19 protein-coding genes, 1 pseudogene and 1 riboswitch are annotated in these 22,184 nt (G+C 42.7%); of the genes and pseudogenes, 15 read left to right on the top strand and 5 right to left on the bottom strand.

What is annotated here, in order from left to right; genetic code table 11:
- Positions 1-4 precede the first annotated feature (4 nt).
- The 3 genes from DW251_RS11535 to dnaA form a co-directional block, all read right to left on the bottom strand.
- On the bottom strand, positions 5-214 hold the full coding sequence (locus DW251_RS11535) for an RNA-binding S4 domain-containing protein (RefSeq protein ID WP_021870167.1): 210 nt from the start codon (positions 212-214) through the stop codon (positions 5-7).
- A gap of 67 nt (positions 215-281) precedes the next feature.
- The gene (gene dnaN, locus DW251_RS11530; RefSeq protein ID WP_021870168.1) at positions 282-1,400 is read right to left on the bottom strand and encodes a DNA polymerase III subunit beta; all 1,119 of its coding nucleotides are present in this window, start codon (positions 1,398-1,400) and stop codon (positions 282-284) included.
- Between the two features lie 280 nt (positions 1,401-1,680).
- Positions 1,681-3,051 carry a chromosomal replication initiator protein DnaA gene (dnaA, locus tag DW251_RS11520; RefSeq protein ID WP_021870169.1) on the bottom strand — a complete coding sequence of 457 codons (1,371 nt, stop codon included), beginning with the start codon at positions 3,049-3,051 and terminating at the stop codon, positions 1,681-1,683.
- Between the two features lie 478 nt (positions 3,052-3,529).
- Between dnaA and rpmH the strand changes: the two genes are divergently transcribed.
- From rpmH to DW251_RS11470, 9 genes and pseudogenes are all read left to right on the top strand, one after another.
- The gene (gene rpmH / locus DW251_RS11510; RefSeq protein WP_021870170.1) at positions 3,530-3,664 is read left to right on the top strand and encodes a 50S ribosomal protein L34; all 135 of its coding nucleotides are present in this window, start codon (positions 3,530-3,532) and stop codon (positions 3,662-3,664) included.
- A 79-nt stretch (positions 3,665-3,743) separates the two neighbouring features.
- Positions 3,744-4,088, top strand: coding sequence for a ribonuclease P protein component (rnpA, locus tag DW251_RS11505; RefSeq protein WP_021870171.1), 345 nt, complete (start codon positions 3,744-3,746; stop codon positions 4,086-4,088).
- Between the two features lie 8 nt (positions 4,089-4,096).
- Entirely contained in the window at positions 4,097-4,318 is a 222-nt protein-coding gene (gene yidD, locus DW251_RS11500; protein WP_118301217.1) for a membrane protein insertion efficiency factor YidD, read from the top strand.
- Between the two features lie 40 nt (positions 4,319-4,358).
- Positions 4,359-5,675 (top strand): YidC/Oxa1 family membrane protein insertase, encoded by a 1,317-nt coding sequence (locus tag DW251_RS11495; RefSeq protein ID WP_021870172.1) that lies wholly within the window; start codon positions 4,359-4,361, stop codon positions 5,673-5,675.
- A gap of 14 nt (positions 5,676-5,689) precedes the next feature.
- A pseudogene (gene jag, locus DW251_RS11490) lies at positions 5,690-6,313 on the top strand (RNA-binding cell elongation regulator Jag/EloR); the annotation flags it as partial.
- A gap of 252 nt (positions 6,314-6,565) precedes the next feature.
- Positions 6,566-7,945, top strand: a complete 1,380-nt coding sequence (gene mnmE, locus DW251_RS11485) for a tRNA uridine-5-carboxymethylaminomethyl(34) synthesis GTPase MnmE (RefSeq protein WP_118301215.1) — start codon at positions 6,566-6,568, stop codon at positions 7,943-7,945.
- A gap of 36 nt (positions 7,946-7,981) precedes the next feature.
- Positions 7,982-9,865 carry a tRNA uridine-5-carboxymethylaminomethyl(34) synthesis enzyme MnmG gene (gene mnmG, locus DW251_RS11480; RefSeq protein WP_118301214.1) on the top strand — a complete coding sequence of 628 codons (1,884 nt, stop codon included), beginning with the start codon at positions 7,982-7,984 and terminating at the stop codon, positions 9,863-9,865.
- Positions 9,866-9,928: 63 nt separating this feature from the next.
- Positions 9,929-10,663 (top strand): 16S rRNA (guanine(527)-N(7))-methyltransferase RsmG, encoded by a 735-nt coding sequence (gene rsmG / locus DW251_RS11475; RefSeq protein ID WP_118301213.1) that lies wholly within the window; start codon positions 9,929-9,931, stop codon positions 10,661-10,663.
- A 186-nt stretch (positions 10,664-10,849) separates the two neighbouring features.
- Positions 10,850-11,830: a LacI family DNA-binding transcriptional regulator gene (locus DW251_RS11470; RefSeq protein WP_021870177.1), complete on the top strand. Its 981-nt coding sequence runs from the start codon at positions 10,850-10,852 to the stop codon at positions 11,828-11,830.
- A 72-nt stretch (positions 11,831-11,902) separates the two neighbouring features.
- Here the strand turns inward: DW251_RS11470 and DW251_RS11465 are convergent, their stop codons facing one another.
- Together DW251_RS11465 and DW251_RS11460 are read right to left on the bottom strand one after the other, a co-directional pair.
- Positions 11,903-12,736: a deoxyribonuclease IV gene (locus tag DW251_RS11465; protein WP_021870178.1), complete on the bottom strand. Its 834-nt coding sequence runs from the start codon at positions 12,734-12,736 to the stop codon at positions 11,903-11,905.
- 172 nt (positions 12,737-12,908) lie between these two features.
- Positions 12,909-13,859 carry an alpha/beta hydrolase gene (locus DW251_RS11460; RefSeq protein WP_021870179.1) on the bottom strand — a complete coding sequence of 317 codons (951 nt, stop codon included), beginning with the start codon at positions 13,857-13,859 and terminating at the stop codon, positions 12,909-12,911.
- A 238-nt stretch (positions 13,860-14,097) separates the two neighbouring features.
- Here DW251_RS11460 and DW251_RS11455 point away from each other — a divergent pair, with 238 nt between their 5' ends.
- From DW251_RS11455 to metK, 6 genes are all read left to right on the top strand, one after another.
- Positions 14,098-14,868: an AAA family ATPase gene (locus DW251_RS11455; protein WP_021870180.1), complete on the top strand. Its 771-nt coding sequence runs from the start codon at positions 14,098-14,100 to the stop codon at positions 14,866-14,868.
- Positions 14,868-15,794, top strand: coding sequence for a ParB/RepB/Spo0J family partition protein (locus DW251_RS11450; protein WP_118301211.1), 927 nt, complete (start codon positions 14,868-14,870; stop codon positions 15,792-15,794). Before DW251_RS11455 ends, DW251_RS11450 begins: the two co-directional genes overlap by 1 nt.
- A gap of 25 nt (positions 15,795-15,819) precedes the next feature.
- Positions 15,820-16,341, top strand: a complete 522-nt coding sequence (locus DW251_RS11445) for a DUF4446 family protein (protein ID WP_021870182.1) — start codon at positions 15,820-15,822, stop codon at positions 16,339-16,341.
- Positions 16,342-16,535: 194 nt separating this feature from the next.
- Positions 16,536-19,016 (top strand): hypothetical protein, encoded by a 2,481-nt coding sequence (locus DW251_RS11440; RefSeq protein ID WP_118301210.1) that lies wholly within the window; start codon positions 16,536-16,538, stop codon positions 19,014-19,016.
- A gap of 199 nt (positions 19,017-19,215) precedes the next feature.
- Complete coding sequence (locus DW251_RS11435) at positions 19,216-20,508, top strand: UDP-N-acetylglucosamine 1-carboxyvinyltransferase (RefSeq protein WP_021870184.1); 1,293 nt, start codon at positions 19,216-19,218, stop codon at positions 20,506-20,508.
- Positions 20,509-20,600: 92 nt separating this feature from the next.
- Positions 20,601-20,766: riboswitch (SAM riboswitch) on the top strand.
- A gap of 179 nt (positions 20,767-20,945) precedes the next feature.
- Positions 20,946-22,142, top strand: coding sequence for a methionine adenosyltransferase (gene metK / locus DW251_RS11430; RefSeq protein ID WP_021870185.1), 1,197 nt, complete (start codon positions 20,946-20,948; stop codon positions 22,140-22,142).
- Positions 22,143-22,184: the final 42 nt, after the last annotated feature.

Here is a 22,184-nt window from a genome sequence, read left to right as displayed (position 1 = left end):
GGATTTATTTAATAATTTTGATGGTCTGGCCTTCATAGGTGACAACATCACCATCTACTAACTTCTTTCCTCTCTGGAAAGCCTGCTCACCATTTACATATACAAGGCCGTCTTCAATGGCATATTTTGCATCTACACCGGACTCAACGAAGCCGGCAGCTTTTAATGCCTGGCCCAGTTTGATGTATTCATCCCTTAACTTTATGGTTTCCATTCTTTTTGCAATTCCTTTCTGTCCGTGTTTTACGGACACTCTATAGATTAAAATGCATAATTATACATTATACCGCAGCTGCATTAAAGTTGACCGGAAGGATCAGATAGATGTAGGTTGCATCCTCGTCCTTGATAAAGCATGGGGACTTTGGATTCATCATGTAAATATTGATCTCTTCATCATCGATCACACGGAGGGCATCGATGAGAAACTTAGGGTTGAAACCGATCATAATGTCCTTTCCGGTTTTATGGATCATCAGTTCTGCGTTCATGGAACCAAAGCTGGAATTTAACTTTAATTCCATGGTATTATCGCCTACATTTAAGATCAGAGGCTTTTTATCATTTTCACGGATCAAAATGGTAGCACGCTCAATACAGTCTAAAAATTCTTTTTTATTGATCGTTACTTTTGTTTCATAATCGCTGGAAAGCATCTGGTTGATGCGGAAATATTCCCCTTCGATCAGTCGGGAAACAACAATGGTCTGGTCAAATTCAAATAAAATATGGTTTGCGCTGAAGTAGATCAGCACTTCTTTTTCATTGTCACCGCCTAAGATCTTGCTGATCTCGCTTAATGTTTTTCCAGGAACGATCACTTTTGTATTTTCATAGTGATCTTTTAAGGTAACATTGCGGATGGAGATGCGGTGGCCGTCCAAAGATACCACTTTTAACTGGTTTTCATTGACTTCAAATAATTCACCGGCCATCATTTTATTGCTGTCGTTTGGTGAAATAGAGAAGATCGTCTGCTGGATCACTTCTTTTAAAGTGAACTGGGACAGACTGATATATTTATTTTTTTCAATATAAGGAATGTAGGAAAATTCATCTCCATCACGACCCTGGATATTGAATACAGAATTTTCGCAGCTGATGGTTGTGTTGAATTTATCGTCAGATTCAATGGTAACCACTGCATTCTGGCTGGATACACGTCTGGTAATTTCGGAAAAAAGCTTTGCATCCAGAGCAATCTTTCCGTGTTCTAAGATCTCACCATTTACAGTTGTTTCGATTCCAAGTTCCATATCATTGCCGGTCAGCTTGATCTCACCGGAAGAAGCATCAATAAGGATACATTCTAAAATTGACATGGTTGTTTTAGAGGGAACGGCCTTCATAACAATACTGATGCCGTTGACAATATCATCTTTCTGAAATCTGAGCTTCATAATTGTTGATAACTTCCTTTCTGAGTTGTTCGCATCTGGTTGCCCTCGGATAGGGTATATAAAGAATTATTTTTCGTAGAAACCGTAGTAGGGGTTGTGGGTATGTGTAAAAGTGGAAAAACCCCAGAAAAACAGTGGAAAAGCTCTGTGGAAAGCTTTGTGGAAATCATCCACATTTTTATGGAACATCCTAAAAGTTATCCACAGAGTAAAATAAAAAAATTTTTCACAAAAAACCGGCCCCGATCTATCAACAGTTTGTCCACAGCCTTTTCACAGGTTATTGTGGATTGATCTTCTTTTTCAGGATCTCAATGGTATTTTTAAGATTTTCGTCCTTATTCATATCCGCAGCGATCTTTTCAGAACCGTGGATAATGGTAGTATGGTCACGTCCTCCTAAAATACGGCCGATGGACTGTAGAGGAGTTTCTGTCATATTGCGGCAGAGATACATAACGATCTGGCGCGGATAAACGATCTCTTTGGTACGTTTCTGGGAAGAAATATCAAGAGGCGTAATGCCAAAATGATCGGAAACGACCTGAATGATCAGGTTCGGCGTAACTTCCCGCTGGGCATTTGGGGAGATGATGTCTTTTAATGCTTCTTCTGCCAGACCTAAGGTAATATCGCATTTGTTTAAGCGGGAGAGGGCAACGATCTTTGTAAGGGCGCCTTCCAGCTCACGGATATTGGATTTGATGTTGGTTGCGATATATTTGATCACTTCATTATCAATATTGTAGCCTTCCATTTCTTCTTTTTTACGCAGGATGGCCATGCGGGTCTCATAATCCGGAGACTGGATGTCTACAGTAAGACCCCATTCAAAGCGGGAACGCAGACGTTCTTCCAGAGTTTCAATTTCTTTCGGAGGTTTATCGGAAGATATGATAATCTGCTTCTTTGATTCATATAATGTATTAAAGGTATGGAAAAATTCCTCCTGGGTACTTTCCTTTCCTATAATGAATTGGATATCATCAATAAGAAGGACGTCATTATTGCGGTATTTTTCACGGAATTCCGTGGTGGTAATGTTGTTTTTGTTACGGATCGCATCGATCAGCTCGTTGGTAAAGGTTTCAGAGCTGACATAAAGGATCTTGGCGCTTGGGTTGTTTTTTAAAATAAAATGAGCAATTGCGTGCATCAGATGGGTTTTTCCAAGACCAACGCCTCCGTAGATAAAAAGGGGATTGTAGATCTCTCCGGGAGATTCCGCAACTGCAAGGGCTGCTGCATGAGCTAAGTTGTTGTTGGAACCTACAACGAAGGTATCGAAGGTATATTTTGGGTTTAAGTTAGCACTTTGGATCACATCAGGGCTTACAACTGCTTTATTTTTCTGGATGAGGGAAGGCGCCTGCGCCTGTTTTTCTTCCTCGATCTGGTCCTTTACCTTAAAATCCACATCACAGTCCTGATCTAGGAATTCTGAAATGGTAACTTTTAATAAAAGACCGTATTTCTTTTTTACATAGGCCAAAAAGGTCTGTTCCGGAACGATGATGGTAACGGTATTTCCTTTAAAAGAATAAGGGGTCAATGGCTGAAGCCATGTCCGGTAGGAAACATCGGATACTTCATGTTCTTCTTTTAAAATCAGTAGGATTTTTTCCCAGTTTTCTTTAATTTTATCTATCATTTTCTGTCTCCTGAAACTGTAGTGCAGAATTGCCCAATCTAAGTACATTGTATACTAAAGCCGTTTTTTTTTCAATCAAAAGTGCAAAATATTGTGGATAACTTTGTTGGAAAGCTGTGGATGAAGGCAAAAATGGCAAAAAACGGGCAGGTTTTCCACAAAGAGTGGATAAGGAAAAGAGAAAGTTGTACACAATGGTAAAAACCAGGAAAAAAAGGGGATCCGGACGGAACACTGTGGATGAGAATAAGGTTTTCCAGAACTTATCCACAACTTATCAACAAATTGTGGATAATGTGAGCAGAGATATACACGGTACACACAGGGGCATCTGTCCACAATTTTTTCCCAGTTTTCCTCAAAAAATCCCTTGACTAAGGCCGATTTTTTCTATATAATCGAGAAGATGTTTAATTATACTAGTCGAAATGTGTGTTACCACATTAGCAGATAATATTTGATAGGAGGTGCCCGGAATATGAAGATGACATTTCAGCCTAAGAAAAGACAGAGAGCAAAAGTTCATGGCTTCAGAGCTAGAATGAAGACAGCTGGCGGTAGAAAAGTTATTGCTGCAAGAAGAGCAAAAGGTAGAGCTAAATTAACCGCTTAAGAACATTGAGAACAGTAAGGCCACATTTTCAGGATGTGGCCTTTTTGTTTAGCTAAATGAAAAGGAGTTTCTATTCTATATGAAACGATTTCCTTCCATTAAGAAGAACAGTGACTTTCAGAATATATACAGAAATGGAAAGTCCTATGCAAACCGTCTGCTTGTTATGTATGTAATGAGAAACGGGGAAGAGTCAAACCAGCTTGGTATATCCGTGAGCAAAAAGGTAGGCAACAGCGTGGTACGTCACCATATTGCCAGACTGATGCGGGAGATATTCCGGCTGAATAATGAAAAAATTGAGACTGGGTTAAACATCATCGTTGTGGCAAGGACTGCCGCAGCAACATCAGATTACAAACATTTGGAAGGTGCGTACATGCACCTGTGCGGACTGCATCATATTTTAAAAGAATCGAAGTGAAGTAGATCATGAAGATTGTAAAAAAGACAATGATCCTGATGATAAGGGGGTACCAGAAGTATCTTTCCCCTCTTAAAATAAATACTCACTGTATTTACACACCTACGTGCTCTCAATACGCCATTGAAGCACTGGAAAAGTATGGTGTGTTTAAGGGTACATGGTTGGCCTGCAAGCGGATCCTTCGCTGTCATCCCTTTGCAGAAGGCGGTTATGATCCAGTTCCGTAGAAAAACGAGCACAGCAGGTGCTCCATAAGGAGGTAGCGTTTTGAACAGTTTAGCTGGCGCAGTTGTTTTGACAAAAACAGGCGGTATTCTGGGGCCAATCGCCGGGATCTTAGGCTGGATCATGGATTTATTATTCCGTTTTACCAGCACATTCGGCATTGAGAATATCGGTCTGTGCATTATTCTGTTTACACTGGTTACAAAGCTCTTGATGATGCCGCTGACCATCAAACAGCAGAAATCATCCAAGCTGATGGCTGTTATGCAGCCTGAGATCAATGCGATCCAGAAAAAGTACAAGGGCAAAGAAAATGACCAGAAATCTGCCATGATGATGCAGGCAGAGATGAAAGCGGTTTACGAAAAGTATGGTACATCTATGACAGGCGGATGTCTGCCACTGGCTATCCAGATGCCGATCATTTTCGCTTTGTACCGTGTTATCTATAATATCCCGGCTTATGTACAGTCTGTAAGAGGATATTATGAAACCGTTATCAGTCAGCTGCCGGCTGGTTATCAGACACAGGATGTGTTTACACAGCTTGCACAGGCATGCAGAATGACTGGCGACAAATTTGATTTTACTAACGTAAATACAGTTATCGATCTATTATATAAATTCACCGCACAGCAGTGGCAGACCTTTATCGGTGCCTTCCCTGCTGCAGGTGAAGCTGCCGTAGAAGGTGGTGTGAACGCAGTACAGGCCATTGAGAAGATGCAGAACTTCTTTGGACTGAACATTGCATATACACCATGGCAGGTGATTACGAATTTCTTCAGCGGCGGTACAGGAACCATCACAATGGTGATCGCGGCTATTGCAATTCCTGTTTTAGCAGGTGCCAGCCAGTGGTACAGCACTAAGCTGATGACTGCAAACCAGCCAAAGCAGGTGGAAGAAAATCCAACTTCTGATATGATGAAGTCCATGAACGTGACCATGCCGTTAATGTCTGTATTCTTCTGCTTTACCTTTGCTTCCGGTATTGGTATCTACTGGGTAGCACAGAGTGTGTTTACCGTTATCCAGCAGATGGTCATTAATTCTTACTTAAATAAAGTAGATATGGACGAGCTGGTACAGAAAAATGTAGAAAAGACTAACAAGAAGCGTGCGAAAAAAGGACTTCCGCCAACAAAGGTTGGAAACGTGGATGACATGCTGAAAAAGTATGAAGAAAAGGAATCCCGTGAAGAAAGCGCACGTATGGCTAAGATCGCAAAGAGCAAGGCCCAGGTGGAAGAGTCCAATAAGTATTATAATCAGGACGCAAAACCAGGAAGTCTGGCTTCCAAGGCCGGTATGGTAGCGAAGTATAATGAACGCCAGGAGAAGGGCAATAAAAAATAGGAGGTTTGTTTCGTATGGATATGATTACGGTTACTGCGAAAACAGTAGACGAAGCGGTTACGAAGGCGTTGATCGAGCTTGAGACTACCAGCGACAAGCTGGAGTATGAAGTGGTTGACAAAGGAAGTGCCGGATTTTTAGGAATCGGTGCAAAACCGGCGATCATACGTGCAAAAAAGAAAGAAACCGTTGCTGACAAGGCAATTGAGTTCCTGTCCCAGATTTTTGATGCCATGAACCTTGAGGTATCTATTACAGCTGCTTACAATGAGGAAGAGCAGGAAATTTCCCTGAACTTAGAGGGAGAGGACATGGGAATTCTGATCGGTAAGAGAGGACAGACCTTAGACTCTTTACAGTATCTGGTAAGTCTGATCGTAAATAAGGGAACAGAAGGTTATCTGAGAGTAAAACTGGATACGGAAAATTACCGTGAAAGAAGAAAAGAGACTCTGGAAACCCTTGCAAAGAACATTGCATACAAGGTAAAACGTACCAGACGTCCTGTATCCTTAGAGCCTATGAATCCTTATGAAAGACGGATCATCCATGCAGCAGTCCAGAATGACAAGTATGTGACCACACGCAGCGAAGGAGAAGAACCTTTCCGCCATGTAGTCATTGCTTTAAAGAAGGAAGCTGTTACTACTGAGAGAAAAGGAAGATATGACAGAGCAGGCAGAGGCCGTTCTGATCGTTCTTATGGCTATAAGGGAAACAACCGCAGAGGCGGTTCTTACCAGTCTGCACCAAAGGCAGAGCCTGTGACTGAAACAGTTAGTGAAAGCGCACAGGAGTAATACAAAATTAATTGAGAGATTAATGAGAAAGGCTGTTGCATAAGCGACAGCCTTTTTTGTATAATAGGGGAATGAAATGAGGGAAAATGAATGAAAACAGATACCATTGCAGCGATAGCGACGGGAATGAGCAATTCCGGTATCGGTATCGTAAGGATAAGCGGTGATGATGCCTTACAGGTAATAAGCCGCATTTACAGAAATAAAAAGGGAGAGCCAAAGAATCTGAGCCAGGTGAAGTCACATACGATCCACTACGGTTATATTTATGACGGGGAAGAACGTTTAGATGAAGTTCTGGTGATGATCATGAAAGGGCCTAACAGTTATACAGCGGAAGATACAGTGGAGATCGACTGCCACGGCGGTGTCTTTATTGTAAAGAAGATCTTAGAGACAGTGATCCGAAATGGGGCAAGGACGGCAGAGCCTGGAGAATTTACAAAACGTGCTTTCTTAAATGGACGTATTGACTTAGCCCAGGCAGAGGCAGTGGCGGACGTGATCCAGTCTACCAATGAATATGCCTTAAAGAGTTCCGTAAGCCAGCTGGCAGGCTCTGTTTCACGAAAGATACGGGAACTTCGCGAAAAAATCTTATATGAGATCGCCTTTATTGAGTCTGCTTTAGATGACCCGGAACATATTTCATTAGACGGGTATCCAGAGCGCCTTTTGGCAGCTTTGGAGCCTATGGTAAAACAGGTGGAGCGGCTTTTAGCCTCCTGTGATGACGGCCGGGTCATGTCAGAAGGCATTAAGACTGTTATCTTAGGAAAGCCAAATGCAGGAAAATCTTCCCTTATGAATGTGCTTTTAGGGGAAGAAAGAGCCATTGTCACGGAGATCGCAGGAACCACCAGAGACACCCTGGAAGAGCATATTTACCTTCAGGGCATCAGCTTAAATGTGGTGGATACAGCTGGCATCCGTGATACAGAAGATATAGTGGAAAAGATCGGTGTAGAGCGTGCCATGAAGGCGGCAGAGGATGCAGATCTGATCATCTATGTAGTGGATGGCTCCAGGGCGTTAGATGAAAATGATAAGGAGATCATGGAGTTTATCAGGGGGCGCAGAGCCATTGTCCTGTTAAATAAGACGGACCTTAAGCTGGCCGTAGATAAGGATGAGTTAGAAAATGCCTGCGGCCATGCAGTGATCCCGATTTCTGCAAAAGAGGAGCAGGGAATTGAAGCTCTGGAAGAAGAGATCAAAAGGCTGTTCTACCACGGAAAAATATCCTTTAACGAGCAGGTGTACATTACCAATGTTCGCCATAAAGAGGCACTGGAACAGACATTAGACAGCCTTAAAATGGTAAAACAGAGCGTATCAGACGGCATGCCGGAAGATTTTTACTCCATTGATCTGATGAATGCTTATGAGCAGCTTGGAAAGATATTAGGAGAAGCAGTGGAAGATGATCTGGTAAATGAGATCTTTTCCAAGTTTTGTATGGGAAAGTAGTCACGGGGAATATAGAAACAGGAAGGAATTAAGAAAATGCCATATTTGGAAGAAACATATGATATTGTGGTAGTAGGTGCCGGTCATGCCGGCTGTGAGGCAGCGCTTGCCTGCGCCAGACTGGGCCTTGAGACCATTGTATTTACAGTCAGTGTGGACAGTATTGCCCTGATGCCCTGTAATCCTAATGTAGGTGGAAGCTCCAAGGGACATCTGGTAAGAGAGCTGGATGCATTAGGCGGAGAAATGGGAAAGAACATTGATAAGACCTTTATCCAGTCTAAGATGTTAAATGAGTCAAAGGGACCGGCTGTCCACTCTTTAAGGGCCCAGGCGGATAAGCAGGAATACAGTCGTCAGATGCGAAAGACCATGGAGAATACAGAGCATCTGACCATCCGTCAGGCAGAGGTTTCTGAGCTGATAGTCGAGGACGGCCAGATTAAGGGTGTTAAGACCTTCTCAGGGGCCATATATCACGCGAAAGCAGTTGTACTGTGTACAGGAACCTATCTGCGTGCAAGATGTATCTACGGGGACGTAAGCAACCCTACGGGACCAAACGGACTGCAGGCAGCTACCCATTTGACGGACTCCCTGATCGCAAACGGAATTGAAATGTTCCGTTTTAAAACAGGAACACCGGCAAGAGCTGACAAGAGAAGCATCGACTTTTCAAAGATGGAGGAGCAGTTTGGAGATAAGAGAGTGGTTCCGTTTTCTTTCTCTACAGACCCGGAAAGCGTTCAGAAAGAGCAGGCTTCCTGCTGGCTGACTTATACCAATCAGGAGACACATAAGATCATCCGTGATAATTTAAGCCGTTCTCCTCTGTTCTCAGGAGCGATCGAGGGAACAGGACCAAGATATTGTCCGTCTATTGAGGACAAAGTGGTAAAATTCCCAGATAAAGAGCGTCATCAGGTCTTTGTGGAGCCGGAAGGACTTTATACCAATGAAATGTATTTAGGCGGAATGAGCAGTTCTCTTCCTGAGGATGTACAGTATGCAATGTACCGTACTGTACCGGGACTGGAACATGTGCGTATCGTGCGAAATGCTTATGCCATTGAGTATGACTGCATCAATTCTTTGCAGCTTAAGTCTACACTGGAGTTTAAGAAGATCCGCGGCCTGTTTGCAGGCGGTCAGTTTAACGGAAGCTCCGGTTATGAGGAAGCAGCTGTACAGGGCTTTATGGCAGGTGTAAATGCTTCTATGGAAGTCCTTGGCAGAGAGCAGGTGGTTCTGGACCGTTCCCAGGCTTATATCGGCGTTCTCATCGATGATCTGGTGACCAAAGAGAACCATGAACCATACCGTATGATGACCTCCAGAGCAGAGTACAGACTGCTTTTAAGACAGGATAATGCAGATCTGCGTCTGCGCGAGATCGGACATAATATTGGCCTTGTAAGTGATGAAGAATATGAGCATCTTCTTGAGAAGAAAGCACAGATCGATGCAGAAATCGAGCGTCTTGAAAAGGCAACTATCGGCGGTACTCCAAAGGTTCAGGAACTTCTGGCTAAGTATGAGAGTACACCTCTTAAGTCAGGAACTACCCTGGCAGAGCTGATCAAGCGTCCGGAACTGGACTATGAGAAGCTGGCAGAGGTAGATGAAAAACGTCCGGAACTTGCTTTTGATGTGCAGGAGCAGGTAAATATTGAGATCAAATACGAAGGTTATATCAAGCGCCAGATGCAGCAGGTAGCCCAGTTTAAGAAGTTAGAGGGCAGAAAGCTGCCGGAAAACTTTGATTATGCCCAGGTAAACAGCCTGCGAAAAGAGGCTGTACAGAAGTTAAATAAGATCCAGCCGTCTACCATTGGACAGGCATCCAGAATTTCCGGTGTATCACCGGCGGATATTTCTGTATTAATGGTATATCTGGAGAGAAGCAAGAGCGAAGCTTAAGGAAAAAATATGCACCCGCGAGAGTTCTCGCGGGTACATGCTGGTATGAGAGGTTAAAAATTTATGACAGAACAGTTTGTCCGGAAAATGGAAGAGGGAGTAAAACTTTTGGGCATCCAGCTAAGCGAAAAGCAGCTGGAGCAGTTTTACGATTACTTCCAATTTCTGGTAGAAAAGAATAAAGTAATGAACCTGACGGCCATTACAGAAGAAGATGCAGTAATCACAAAGCATTTTTGCGACAGTCTGTGTCTTGTAAAAGGGTTTTCTGACATTGAGAAAACGGTTTCATTGATTGATGTGGGAACAGGAGCAGGATTTCCTGGCATCCCATTAAAGATTACTTTTCCTCATTTGAAGGTCACTTTATTAGACTCTTTAAATAAGAGAGTCCGCTTTTTAGAGGAAGTCTGTGAGCGCCTTGATCTTGAAAATGTCACCTGCGTCCATGCAAGAGCAGAGGATGGAGGCAGAAATAAGGATCTCAGAGAGAAATTTGATCTGTGCGTATCCCGTGCAGTGGCTAATCTGTCCTCTTTATCAGAATATTGTATGCCATTTGTAAAGGTGGGGGGATATTTTGTTCCTTATAAATCAGGAGATATTGAAGAAGAACTGGCTCAGGCAAAGAAGGCAGTGGCAATATTAGGCGGAGAGATCGAAAATGTGACTGGATTTGAGCTTCCGGGAGGCGAAGGATCCAGAAGTCTGATCAAAATTAAGAAAATGAAACCGATTTCAGCAAAATATCCAAGAAAAGCGGGACTTCCAGGAAAAGAGCCACTGGGAACAAAATGAGCATGAAATCGGTTACATGCAGATGAAAAACACATATTTATCAGATTATTATATCAAATACGCATTAAAAATCAGACTATTTTCATTGCCATTGCGGTCAGAAACATCTGAGACAATCAAATGCAGTGATAATAAAAGCAATAATAAAATAAAACGATACATTAAGAAAAAGGCAGAATGCAAGTTATGAATATCAAAGAAATGGCAAAGCTTGCGGGAGTTTCCTGCGCTACTATATCCAGAGTTCTAAACGACTCTGGATATGTAAAGGAAGATACCCGCAAGAAAGTAATGGGGATCATTAAAGAATACAACTATACGCCAAATATGATTGCCAGGAGTCTGAGCAGTAAAGACAGTTTTACGATCGGTATGATTATCCCGGGAGTGGGAGAGAAGCAGTATGGAAAGATATTAGAAGGTGCGGCAAAAGAAACAGCAAAACATGGCTACAGTCTTGTTTTTATGGACAGCGAAAATGACCTGAAAACAGAAAAAAAGTGGCTGGAAGAAGTAAAAAATCAGCATATGAAAGGCCTTGTTTTAGTGCCTGTGCGCAGTGAAAATAAAGAGTTGAGAAGCATTTTACAGGAATTAGAAGCCAACGGAACAGCGGTTGTACTGACTGAAAAAGACGTAAAAAATGCAGGAATGGATGGCGTTTTTGCAGACGAATTCCGTGGCGCTTATGAGGGCATCTGCAGACTGATCGAAAAAGGCTGCAAAAGGATTGGGATTGCAGTAGGACAGATGGAAAATGATGCAGCTACAGAGGAGCGGTACAGAGGTTGTGTGCAGGCGTTAGAAGATAATGGAATTGCCCTGCCGGAAGAACTGATCCTGCGGGAAGTAGAAGATATAAACCGGGTATTGCAGGGAAAGAAACTTCCGGATGCTCTTTTTGCTTTAAATGAAACAGCAGTTGGACAGTGCTTTAAGGAGCTTTTTAAAGGGAAAAAACAGGGAACAGAAAAGATCCTTTTTATGGGAATGGATGCTGAAAAGACGGCAAAACTCTTAGAGGATGAAATGCTTTCCGTAGAAAGAGATGGACGGAAACAGGGAAAAGAAGCAGTAAAGCTGCTTTTAGAGGCGTTTGATACAGAAGAAAATGACCGGATCCGGGGAAAAAGAGTAATGATCCCTTATAAAGTAACAGGGGTATAACAGTCTAAAATAATTCGCCAAAGCCTGGAAAATAATTACCAGGGACTTTGGCGAAGGATATTTTTTGACTTACTAATATTTCCATGCTTCCCGCATCATATCAATTTCTTTTGCATATCCAGCCAGATCATTAGGCGTTTCCAGATAGAAGGGAAGATGAGCCAGCGCCGGGTGATTGATCAGTCTCTTTAAAGAGGTCAATCCAATATGACCTTCTCCCAGTCTGGCGTGGCGGTCTTTATGGGCTCCAAGAGGATTTAAACTGTCATTTAAGTGAATGGCTTTTAAACGATCAAGACCGATGATCCGGTCAAATTCTGAAATTACTTCATCTAAGTGATCTGCAATATCATAGCCTGCATCCCATACATGGCAGGTATCTAAACATACTCCAAGTTGGCTGTTTAACCCCACTTTATCAATAATTGCTTTTAATTCTTCAAAGGTTCTCCCTACTTCGCTGCCTTTGCCGGACATGGTTTCCAATAGGACAGTAGTAGTCTGATCGGGCTTTAAAATCTCATTTAACATATCGGCAATATAAGAAATGCCTACATCTGCGCCCTGTCTTACATGGCTTCCGGGATGAAAATTGTAAAGATTTCCAGGGGTAAATTCCAAACGTGCCAGGTCATCGGCCATCGTGCGTCTGGCAAAATCGCGGAGAGCCGGGTCTGCAGAACAGCCGTTTAATGTATAAGGGGCATGGGCTAAAAATGGATGGATATCATTTTTATCTGTTTCCACCAGAAAACGGGCAATGTCTTCCTGGTCCAGCGCCTTTGCATTACCTCCTCTGGGATTGCGGGAAAAATATTGAAAGGTGTTTGCGTGGATTTTCAGGGCATCTTTTGCCATAGCACAGTAACCTTTGGAAGATGATAAGTGACAGCCAATACGAAGCATAAGTGGTACCTCCTAAACGGGTTGATGTAGTGATCTTGTAACAGTAAAAAAGAACAGCCATAAAATGTTTCACGTGAAACATTATTATGGCTGCTGTGAAACAAACCTATGAACCTGTAATTTGAAAATTAAATAGTGGATGTTTCACGTGAAACATTTTTCAAAACAGGTGTTATTCTAAAAATGTTTCACACATTTCGTGAAACGCAGCAGGTGCTTCTAACTGAGGTAAATGTTTGGTATCCGGGATCATAATGGACTCAATCGCTGGATTGTAATTTTTATATTCTTCCAGGATTTTCTCCATTCCGGTCAGATGATCGCCGCCTAAAAGATAGATGCTGTTATCGATCTTCTTTAAAGCATTGATGATGTTGCACTTGGTGTAGTTACATTTGACACTGGCATATACAGATTTAGGAGAGTCGCCTAAATGTGCTGCTTCGTAGTAAGCGTCAATATCCCGGGCAGTGACAGAGTACGGATTAGAGAAATAGTGATTTTTAAATTCATCTGCAATATTCTGACGGCTGCTTGCAATGTGGTAGATCAGGGTGCCTACGATCGGCAGATCCAGAATGAACTTGTAAAGTTTCGCGTTCTTTCCAGGTACCATACTGCAGGAGAGCAGGGACTCCGGGTTGACCAGTATCAGACGGTCAAATAATTCCGGAGAATTTCCACATGCCATAACTGCCAGAGAAGCAGCAGCACCGGTAGCTACAATGTCTGTGCGGTGACCAATCTCTGATTTGATGAAATCGGAGAGCAGCTGCACATACAGATAGTTGGTGTAAGTGAGGTTGGGCTTTTCGGAACGTCCGAAACCTAACAGGTCAATGGTGTATACAGTATGGTTCTTTGCAAGTTCTCTGCGGACGGAATGCCATTCATAACTGCAGGATGCAGGTGAAAGGTCGTGTACAAGAAGGACAGGTTTCCCTTCGCCGATCTTTGTATAATGGATATTGCCCAGACGCCAGCGATAACAGAGAGAGACGCGGCTCTCTAAAATGTGCTTTGATACAGCAGAAAGTTTAACTGCTTTATTGATCAGCGCAGTAGTAGTAGCAGCGCCAGCAGAAAGGATAAGTAAGGTCAGTAATTTATTTCTTGTTTTCATTTAGATAATCTCTTTCTTCCTTATTATAATAGTGATGAAGTAATGTGGTATCTAAACAGTATTATAATACAATGGGTACGCTATTACAACGGACAAAAGATTTAAGAAAAGTTGATGGAAAGTTGTGAAACTATTTATATGTTTCACGTGAAACTTTTTGCTATAACTATAAAGTTGTGCTATAATCGTTTTTGATGGTCAGAAAATGAATGTTTTTCTGAGAAAGGATGTAAAAAATATGGGACGAATTATTACAATTGCCAACCAGAAAGGCGGAGTAGGAAAAACTACAACAGCAATCAATTTATCAGCTTGTCTGGCAGAGGCAGGACAGCATGTAATGCTGGTAGACTTTGACCCCCAGGGAAACGCCAGCAGCGGACTGGGAGTAGAAATAGAAGAACACGAACATACAGTATATGATCTGATGGCGGAGGAAGCCGGACTGGACGAATGTCTGGTAAAGAATGTACAGGATAATCTGGATGTACTTCCTTCTGATATGAACCTGGCAGGAGCAGAAATCGAGTTTCAGGAAATAGAAAATAAAGAAACACTTTTAAAACGTTATCTGGATCAGGTAAGAGATGATTATGATTTTATTCTGATCGATTGTCCGCCATCTTTGAATATCCTGACAATTAATGCATTGACAGCAGCAGATACGGTACTGGTACCGATCCAGTGTGAGTATTATGCTCTGGAAGGATTAAATCAGGTATTAAAGACAGTAGAACTGGTAAGAAAAAAATTAAATCCACAGCTGGAACTGGAAGGGGTTGTATTTACCATGTATGATGCCCGCACCAATTTATCTTTGCAGGTTGTGGAGAGCGTAAAGAGCAATTTAAATCAGACCATTTATAAAACTATTATTCCAAGAAATGTAAGACTTGCAGAAGCACCAAGTCACGGTAAGTCCATTAATCTTTATGACACCCGTTCAACAGGTGCAGAAAGTTATCGGATGCTGGCAGCGGAAGTGATAAGCAGAGGAGAAGAGTTATAATGGCAAAGAAGGGATTAGGAAAAGGCCTGGGGGCGATTTTCGGTGAAGATGTTGTAAAAGAGAGCAAAGAAGAGCTTGAAAAAGCAAAAGCGAAAAGGGCAGCTGCTGCAGAGGAGATCGATGAAAAAGGACGCATTCTTATGCTCAAACTGGATCTGATCCAGCCGAATAAGGAACAGCCGAGGAAAACATTTGACGAAGAACAGATCAATGAGCTGGCGGGGTCTATTAAACAGTATGGAGTTCTTCAGCCTCTTCTGGTACAGAAGTCAGGCAGCTTTTATGAGATCATTGCAGGGGAGCGCAGATGGCGCGCTGCAAAAGCAGCTGGATTAAAAGAAGTTCCTGCAGTATTAAAAGAATACAGCAGACAGGAAGCAATGGAGATCTCTCTGATCGAAAATGTACAGAGGGCAGACTTAAATCCGATCGAAGAAGCTTTGGCTTATCAGAAGCTGATCAGGGAGTTTGATCTTACACAGGAAGAGATCGCTGCCAGTGTGGCAAAGAGCCGTGTTGCTATTACCAATACTATGCGCCTTTTAAAACTGGATGAGCAGATCCAGAATATGCTGATCCAGGGTGTGATTACCAGTGGACATGCAAGGGCTTTCCTTTCACTGGAGGACAAGGGACTGCAGTTAAAAGCAGCAAAAGAAGTTCTGGACAAAAAGTTAAGTGTCCGTGAAACAGAAAAACTGGTAAAGCGGATGCAGCGGGAAGCAGCGGGAGAGAAGAAAGAAGAAAAGAAACAGGATGAAGCTCTCACACTGATCTACCAAAATCTGGAAGACAGAATGAAATCTGTTATGGGAACCAAGGTAAGTATACATAATAAAGACAAAAATAAAGGCCGAATTGAAATCGAATATTATTCTGAAGCGGAACTGGAAAGAATCGTGGAAATGATAGAATCCATCGGCTGATCGACAGAAGGAGAATGATGCATTCATGATGGAAACCAGTATTTTAAATCAGCTTCCGTTTGACCCGGGATTTCTTATTTTGGGATTGATCGGTTTAGTGTTAATATTACTGATCTTTTTGATCTCCACTATGGTACAGTTAAAAAGTCTGACCCGCAAGTATGATTATTTTATGCGGGGAAAAGATGCAGAAACATTGGAAGATGTGATCATGGATCAGATTGAAGAGATCCGAAACCTGAAAGCAGAAGACCGGGCGGCAAAGGATTCCATCCGTACCTTAAACCGTAATTTTCGCGCATCCTTTCAGAAATTTGGAATGGTGAAGTACAATGCATTTCAGGGAATGGGTGGTAATTTAAGCTTTGTATTTGCAATGCTGGATTATACTAATACAGGTTTTGTACTGAACTGTATCCACAGCAGGGAAGGCTGCTATATATATATGAAGGAAGTGGATCGGGGACAGACAGATGTAGTCCTTGGAAATGAAGAACAGGAAGCTTTGGAACAGGCTTTGGGATATGTAGAGAAAAAGCCTGAATAATGAATTTTTATAGATACTCTGCAACATGTGTTTGTTTCACGTGGAACAGAGTATCTTTTTTTGTTTTATAATACTTAGATTTATAATACTTAAAAAAAGATTAAGTTGTAGTTTCACAGGTTATTATATAAAATGAAAGGGACCGTCAAAACAGGCGGCTGTATAAATGGGCTGAGTTTAAAGGACTGAATGATATGAAAAAAATAATACGGACAGCAGGGATACTTACAATGGTATTTGCCGCATCGGTGGCTGTGTATTTCTTTGCTGCAAGAAAAAATATGCAAAAGGAAGAGGCTGTTTATTCTTCAATGGATGCGCCTGAATTTCCTGTGGTGTATACAGAGTTTGATGGAAAAGAGATCAATGCTCTTCATGGATACATTCAGGATATGGGAAACCAGGTGGCAGGAGAGAGTATTTCCGTACTTCCTGAGGACAGAAAGCTGACATTGCATATTGATGAATATGATAATGGAATCACAGGGATCCGCTACGAAGTGCGCAATCTGGGAATGGACCGTTTGATCGAACGGACAGAGATTGATAACTGGCAGGAAGAAAATGGAAGTTTGCAGGTAGTGCTTCCTATTCAAAATCTGCTGACACAAAATGAAACTTATTTGCTGGATCTTACAGTAAGTACAGCAGAAAAAGAGATCCATTATTATACCCGCATTATGTGGGCTGATACCAACCATGCAGGAGATATGTTGGATCTGGCAGAAAATTTCACCAGAAAAAGTCTGAATTACGATGAGGCGAAAGAACTGGTGTCTTATCTGGAAACCAATCCGGGAGAGGATAACAGCTCTTTAGGCAATGTAAGTATCAAGGCAAGTTTTGATCATCTTACCTGGGACGGATTGGAAACAGAACTGGAGGGAGAACCGCAGATCACATTGCAGCTGTACGATGGGATCATGGGGCAGGTCCAGGTAGAATATAATGTGTGGGTCACAGACAGCACAGGTAATCGTTCCCTGGTGCGGACAGAAGATAATTTCACTATGAAGTGGAATGATAAGAGAATTTACCTGATGAATTATAACCGTTATGCCAATGAAATGTTTAACGGGGAACAGAAGAATTTTGCGGGAAAAAGGATCCTGCTGGGGATTTCGGATGCAAAGCAGATCAAGGCGCAGAAAAGCGAAAATTCCCGGTATATCCTGTTTCGTGTAAATGGAAATCTGTGGCGCTATGATCAGCATGATAAAAAAGCCCTTTGCATGTTTACTTTCGCAGATGGCTCCAATGATGATGTGAGAGCGGATTATGGGAAACATAATGTGAAAGTTTTGGCAGCTTCAGATGAAGGAGATGTTGATTTTCTTGTATATGGCTATATGAACCGGGGAACCTATGAAGGGCAGATGGGAGTGGTATTTTACCATTATGATGAAGACAGTCGTACAGTACAGGAAAAATTCTTTGTGCCTGTTTCAGAAGGATATGACCAGTTAGAGTCTGATATTACCACACTGGCATATCTGGGAGAAGATGGTATGACCTACCTGCTGCTTAACGGAAAGGTTACAGGAATTGACCTGAACAGCAATGAGTCGGTTACTGTAGCGTATGGCCTGAGCCAGGGAAGTTTTGCAGTCAGTGCAGATGGAAGCCGTATGGCATGGCAGGAAGGAAATAATGCATATCAGTCGGAAATGCTTCATGTTATGGATTTTAATACAGCACAGAAACAGGATATTACAGCTCCATCAGGAGATTATGTAAGGGCTCTTGGTTTTGTAGGAAGTGATCTGATCTATGGTTTCGGACATGAAAGTGATCTGTGGTCAGTAAATGGAATTGTAAAAGAACTTCCTATGTACGCCTTGTATATTGCTGATAATGAGATGAACATTCAGAGCGAATATAAAAAGCCGGGTATCTATATATCAGATGTAACGGCAGAAGATGGAAGAATCCATTTAAAACGACTGGTGAAAATAGGAGATGGGCAGTATGCTTACCAGGATGAGGACACCATTGTTTGTAATGAAAAAGTAGATAAGGATCCTTTTGAAGGACTTGGATGGTATGCGTCCCAGGACAAAGGCAGGGTCTATTTTGTACAGACAGATGGAGAAATAAAGGCTTCTTCTGTGAAAACAGAGGTACCAAAGGCATTTTCTTATGAAAATACAAGTACGTTGGAGTTGTCTGGCAGACAGAATAATCTTGAGGATACGGATCTTATTTTCTATGCTTATGGCGGTGGAAGATACCTGGGAGCCTTTAAAAATTTCAGTGAAGCAGTGAATACAGCCTATGAAAAAATGGGCTATGTAACAGATCAAAATCAGCATCTGATCTGGGATCGTATTAATAAGAAGCCGATCCGCAGCCTGAAAGATCCGGCCGGACAGGCAAGAGAGTTATTATCTTATATGGACAGCTTAGGTGAAAATAAGCTGAGAGATGGCGGACTTATGACATTAGATGGGTCCGGCTGTAATGTAAATCAGGTGTTGTATTTTATTGATAAGGGAATACCGGTGGTGGCATGCAGACCGGATGGTTCCTATCTGCTTTTATATGGATACGACCAGTACAATGTAAATATTTATGATCCGGCAACACAGGAGATCTCCAAGATGGGACTGGGAGATGGGGCTGTCTATTTTTCAGGAGCAAATAACAGCTTTTTGTGCGGTCTGAAAGTGGAATAAAAAAGCACACACTTTACAAATTCCATTCTTATGGTATAATCTAATGGATGTAAATAAATTGTGAACGAAGTTTTAGGGAATTCTTAAGTCCCATTAGAAGAATTTGCTGTAAGGATTGAATAAGATGTACTCTCGAAATCTTCTTGCAAAATAAAGCACAAAAAGATTTTGGGAGTACATTAAGCAACAGAGGTGTGTAATGGAACAATATATTATAAAAGGCGGTAATCCGTTAGTGGGTGATGTAACCATCAGCGGTGCCAAGAATGCTGCGTTAGGTATTCTTGCCGCCTCGATCATGACGGATGATGATGTACTGATCGATAACCTTCCAGATGTAAGAGATATCAATGTAATGCTGGAAGCTATCCAGGAGATCGGTGCAAGAGTAGATCGTATTGACCGTCATACAGTAAAAATCAACGGCAGCGGTATTAAAGAAGTGTCCGTTGATGATGAATATATCCGCCGTATCCGCGCATCTTATTATTTTATCGGCGCCTTGCTGGGAAAATATAAGAGCGCTCAGGTACCGCTTCCAGGCGGATGCAACATTGGAAGCCGTCCCATCGACCAGCATATTAAAGGTTTCCGCGCGCTGGGAGCGGATGTACAGATTGAATGCGGCGCAGTGATCGCCCATGCCATTGATCTGGTAGCAAGCCATATCTATCTGGATGTGGTTTCTGTAGGTGCGACTATCAACATTATGATGGCAGCAGCTATGGCAGAAGGCCAGACTATTCTGGAGAATGCGGCAAAAGAGCCTCATATCGTAGACGTAGCCAACTTCTTAAACAGTATGGGAGCCAATATTAAAGGTGCTGGTACAGATACTATCCGTATCCGTGGCGTAGGCAAGCTTCATGGAACCGAGTATTCTATTATCCCGGATCAGATCGAAGCAGGTACTTTTATGTGTGCTGCAGCAGCAACCAGAGGGGATATCATGGTGAAAAATGTGATCCCGAAGCATCTGGAAGCTATTTCTGCCAAGCTCATTGAGATCGGCTGTGAAGTGATTGAATTTGATGATGCAGTCCGTGTGGTAGGAAAACCGGTACAGAGACATACAGACATCAAGACTCTGCCTTATCCTGGATTTCCGACGGATATGCAGCCTCAGATGGCTGTTACACTTGCGCTTGCAAATGGAACCAGTATGGTAACGGAGAGTATTTTTGAGAACCGTTTCAAATACGTGGACGAGCTGGCACGTATGGGAAGCCATATTAAGGTAGAAGGCAATGTAGCTGTCATTGATGGCGTTGCAGGCTTTACAGGTGCTCAGGTAAATGCTCCAGACCTTCGTGCAGGTGCTGCCTTAGTGATCGCAGGACTGGCTGCTGAAGGCTATACCACAGTAGATGAGATTGGCTATATCCAGAGAGGTTATGAGTGCTTTGAAGAAAAGCTTCAGGCTCTTGGAGCTGTGATCGAAAAGGTGGATTCTGAGCGCGAAGTGCAGAAATTTAAGTTGCGTGTAGGCTGATTGAGAAAAATAGATATTGACATACCTGCGCAAATCCATTAAGATATGTGAGGTAATCCGTTTAGATTTACAATTAAAAAGTTCGTATATATCCCTTATTCAGAGTGATGGAGGTACAAAGGACCTGCGAAGTCACGGCAACCCCGGTTGAGTATGTGAAAGCAAGATGCACATGCGAAAGGGCCGGAAGGTGCCAGCCTGAGCGAGGAGCAGACGAGTACGGAAATTCCGGAAAACTGCTTGATCGAGCAATAAGAGGATTTGAAGATCTGCTATTTTCAAGTCCGCAATTGCTGCGGACTTTTTTCTTGCCATTGCATATGGGAGCGCGCCAGAGGTCGTTCGCTGTTCACGAAATGCAGTGCCCGCTTTAGCGGGTAACGGGTCAACAAAGCAAACTAAGATAACAATATAACAAAAACGAAAAAGGAGAACAAATGGAAAGAAGATTATTTACTTCCGAATCTGTAACTGAAGGCCATCCAGACAAAATGTGCGATGCCATTTCCGATGCCATTCTTGATGCATTAATGGAACAGGATCCAATGAGCCGTGTTGCATGTGAAACAGCTACCACTACAGGACTTGTAATGGTAATGGGTGAGATCACTACCAAGGCTTATGTAGATATCCAGAAGATCGTTCGTGAGACTATCCGTGAGATCGGATATGATCGTGCAAAATATGGTTTTGACTGCGATACCTGCGGTGTTTTAACTGCAATTGATGAGCAGTCTGCTGATATTGCTCTTGGCGTTGACAAGGCATTAGAGGCAAAGCAGGCTGGTGAAAAGCACATGACTGAGGAAGAGTTAGACGCGATCGGTGCTGGTGACCAGGGTATGATGTTCGGTTTTGCAAGCAATGAGACAGAAGAATATATGCCTTATCCTATTTCTATGGCTCACAAGCTGGCAAGACGCCTTACAGAAGTAAGAAAGAACGGTACCTTAAAGTACCTTCGTCCAGATGGAAAGACCCAGGTTACTGTAGAATATGATGAGAATGACAAGCCAGTACGTCTGGATGCAGTTGTTCTTTCTACTCAGCATGATGAGAATGTATCCCAGGAGCAGATCCATGAGGATATTAAGAAGTATGTATTTGACGAGATCATCCCGGCTGATATGGTAGACGAGAATACCAAGTTCTTTATCAACCCAACCGGCCGTTTCGTTATTGGCGGACCTCACGGAGACAGTGGTCTGACCGGCCGTAAGATCATCGTAGACACCTACGGTGGTTACGCTCGTCACGGCGGCGGCGCATTCTCCGGAAAGGACTGCACCAAGGTAGACCGTTCCGCAGCATACGCAGCACGTTACGTTGCAAAGAATATCGTAGCAGCAGGACTTGCTGACAAGTGCGAGATCCAGCTGTCTTATGCCATCGGTGTTGCTCATCCAACTTCCATCATGGTAGATACCTTCGGAACGGGAAAGGTAAGCAACGAGAAGTTAGTTGAGATCATCCGTGAAAACTTTGACCTGCGTCCAGCTGGCATCATCAAGATGCTTGATCTGCGCCGCCCGATCTACAAGCAGACCGCTGCTTATGGTCATTTTGGCCGTCATGATGTAGATCTTCCGTGGGAGAAGTTAGACAGAGTAGAAGATCTGAAGAAATATCTGTAGGAAAATGTTCTGTTATCTGTGATAAAACAGGACAGAAATGCA

The organism is Clostridium sp. AM22-11AC (genome assembly GCF_003473545.1).
Lineage (GTDB): Bacteria > Bacillota > Clostridia > Lachnospirales > Lachnospiraceae > Enterocloster.
Note: the sequence above shows the minus strand (reverse complement) of the source record. Positions and strands in the feature narration are given on the sequence as shown.

Bases quoted from the DNA above. Each gene is read 5' to 3' on its own strand.
- DW251_RS11535 (WP_021870167.1), bottom strand. From the start codon at position 214: ATGGAAACCATAAAGTTAAGGGATGAATACATCAAACTGGGCCAGGCA.
- dnaN (WP_021870168.1), bottom strand. From the start codon at position 1,400: ATGAAGCTCAGATTTCAGAAAGATGATATTGTCAACGGCATCAGTATT.
- dnaA (WP_021870169.1), bottom strand. From the start codon at position 3,051: ATGATAGATAAAATTAAAGAAAACTGGGAAAAAATCCTACTGATTTTA.
- rpmH (WP_021870170.1), top strand. From the start codon at position 3,530: ATGAAGATGACATTTCAGCCTAAGAAAAGACAGAGAGCAAAAGTTCAT.
- rnpA (WP_021870171.1), top strand. From the start codon at position 3,744: ATGAAACGATTTCCTTCCATTAAGAAGAACAGTGACTTTCAGAATATA.
- yidD (WP_118301217.1), top strand. From the start codon at position 4,097: ATGAAGATTGTAAAAAAGACAATGATCCTGATGATAAGGGGGTACCAG.
- mnmE (WP_118301215.1), top strand. From the start codon at position 6,566: ATGAAAACAGATACCATTGCAGCGATAGCGACGGGAATGAGCAATTCC.
- mnmG (WP_118301214.1), top strand. From the start codon at position 7,982: ATGCCATATTTGGAAGAAACATATGATATTGTGGTAGTAGGTGCCGGT.
- rsmG (WP_118301213.1), top strand. From the start codon at position 9,929: ATGACAGAACAGTTTGTCCGGAAAATGGAAGAGGGAGTAAAACTTTTG.
- DW251_RS11470 (WP_021870177.1), top strand. From the start codon at position 10,850: ATGAATATCAAAGAAATGGCAAAGCTTGCGGGAGTTTCCTGCGCTACT.
- DW251_RS11465 (WP_021870178.1), bottom strand. From the start codon at position 12,736: ATGCTTCGTATTGGCTGTCACTTATCATCTTCCAAAGGTTACTGTGCT.
- DW251_RS11460 (WP_021870179.1), bottom strand. From the start codon at position 13,859: ATGAAAACAAGAAATAAATTACTGACCTTACTTATCCTTTCTGCTGGC.
- DW251_RS11455 (WP_021870180.1), top strand. From the start codon at position 14,098: ATGGGACGAATTATTACAATTGCCAACCAGAAAGGCGGAGTAGGAAAA.
- DW251_RS11450 (WP_118301211.1), top strand. From the start codon at position 14,868: ATGGCAAAGAAGGGATTAGGAAAAGGCCTGGGGGCGATTTTCGGTGAA.
- DW251_RS11445 (WP_021870182.1), top strand. From the start codon at position 15,820: ATGATGGAAACCAGTATTTTAAATCAGCTTCCGTTTGACCCGGGATTT.
- DW251_RS11440 (WP_118301210.1), top strand. From the start codon at position 16,536: ATGAAAAAAATAATACGGACAGCAGGGATACTTACAATGGTATTTGCC.
- DW251_RS11435 (WP_021870184.1), top strand. From the start codon at position 19,216: ATGGAACAATATATTATAAAAGGCGGTAATCCGTTAGTGGGTGATGTA.
- metK (WP_021870185.1), top strand. From the start codon at position 20,946: ATGGAAAGAAGATTATTTACTTCCGAATCTGTAACTGAAGGCCATCCA.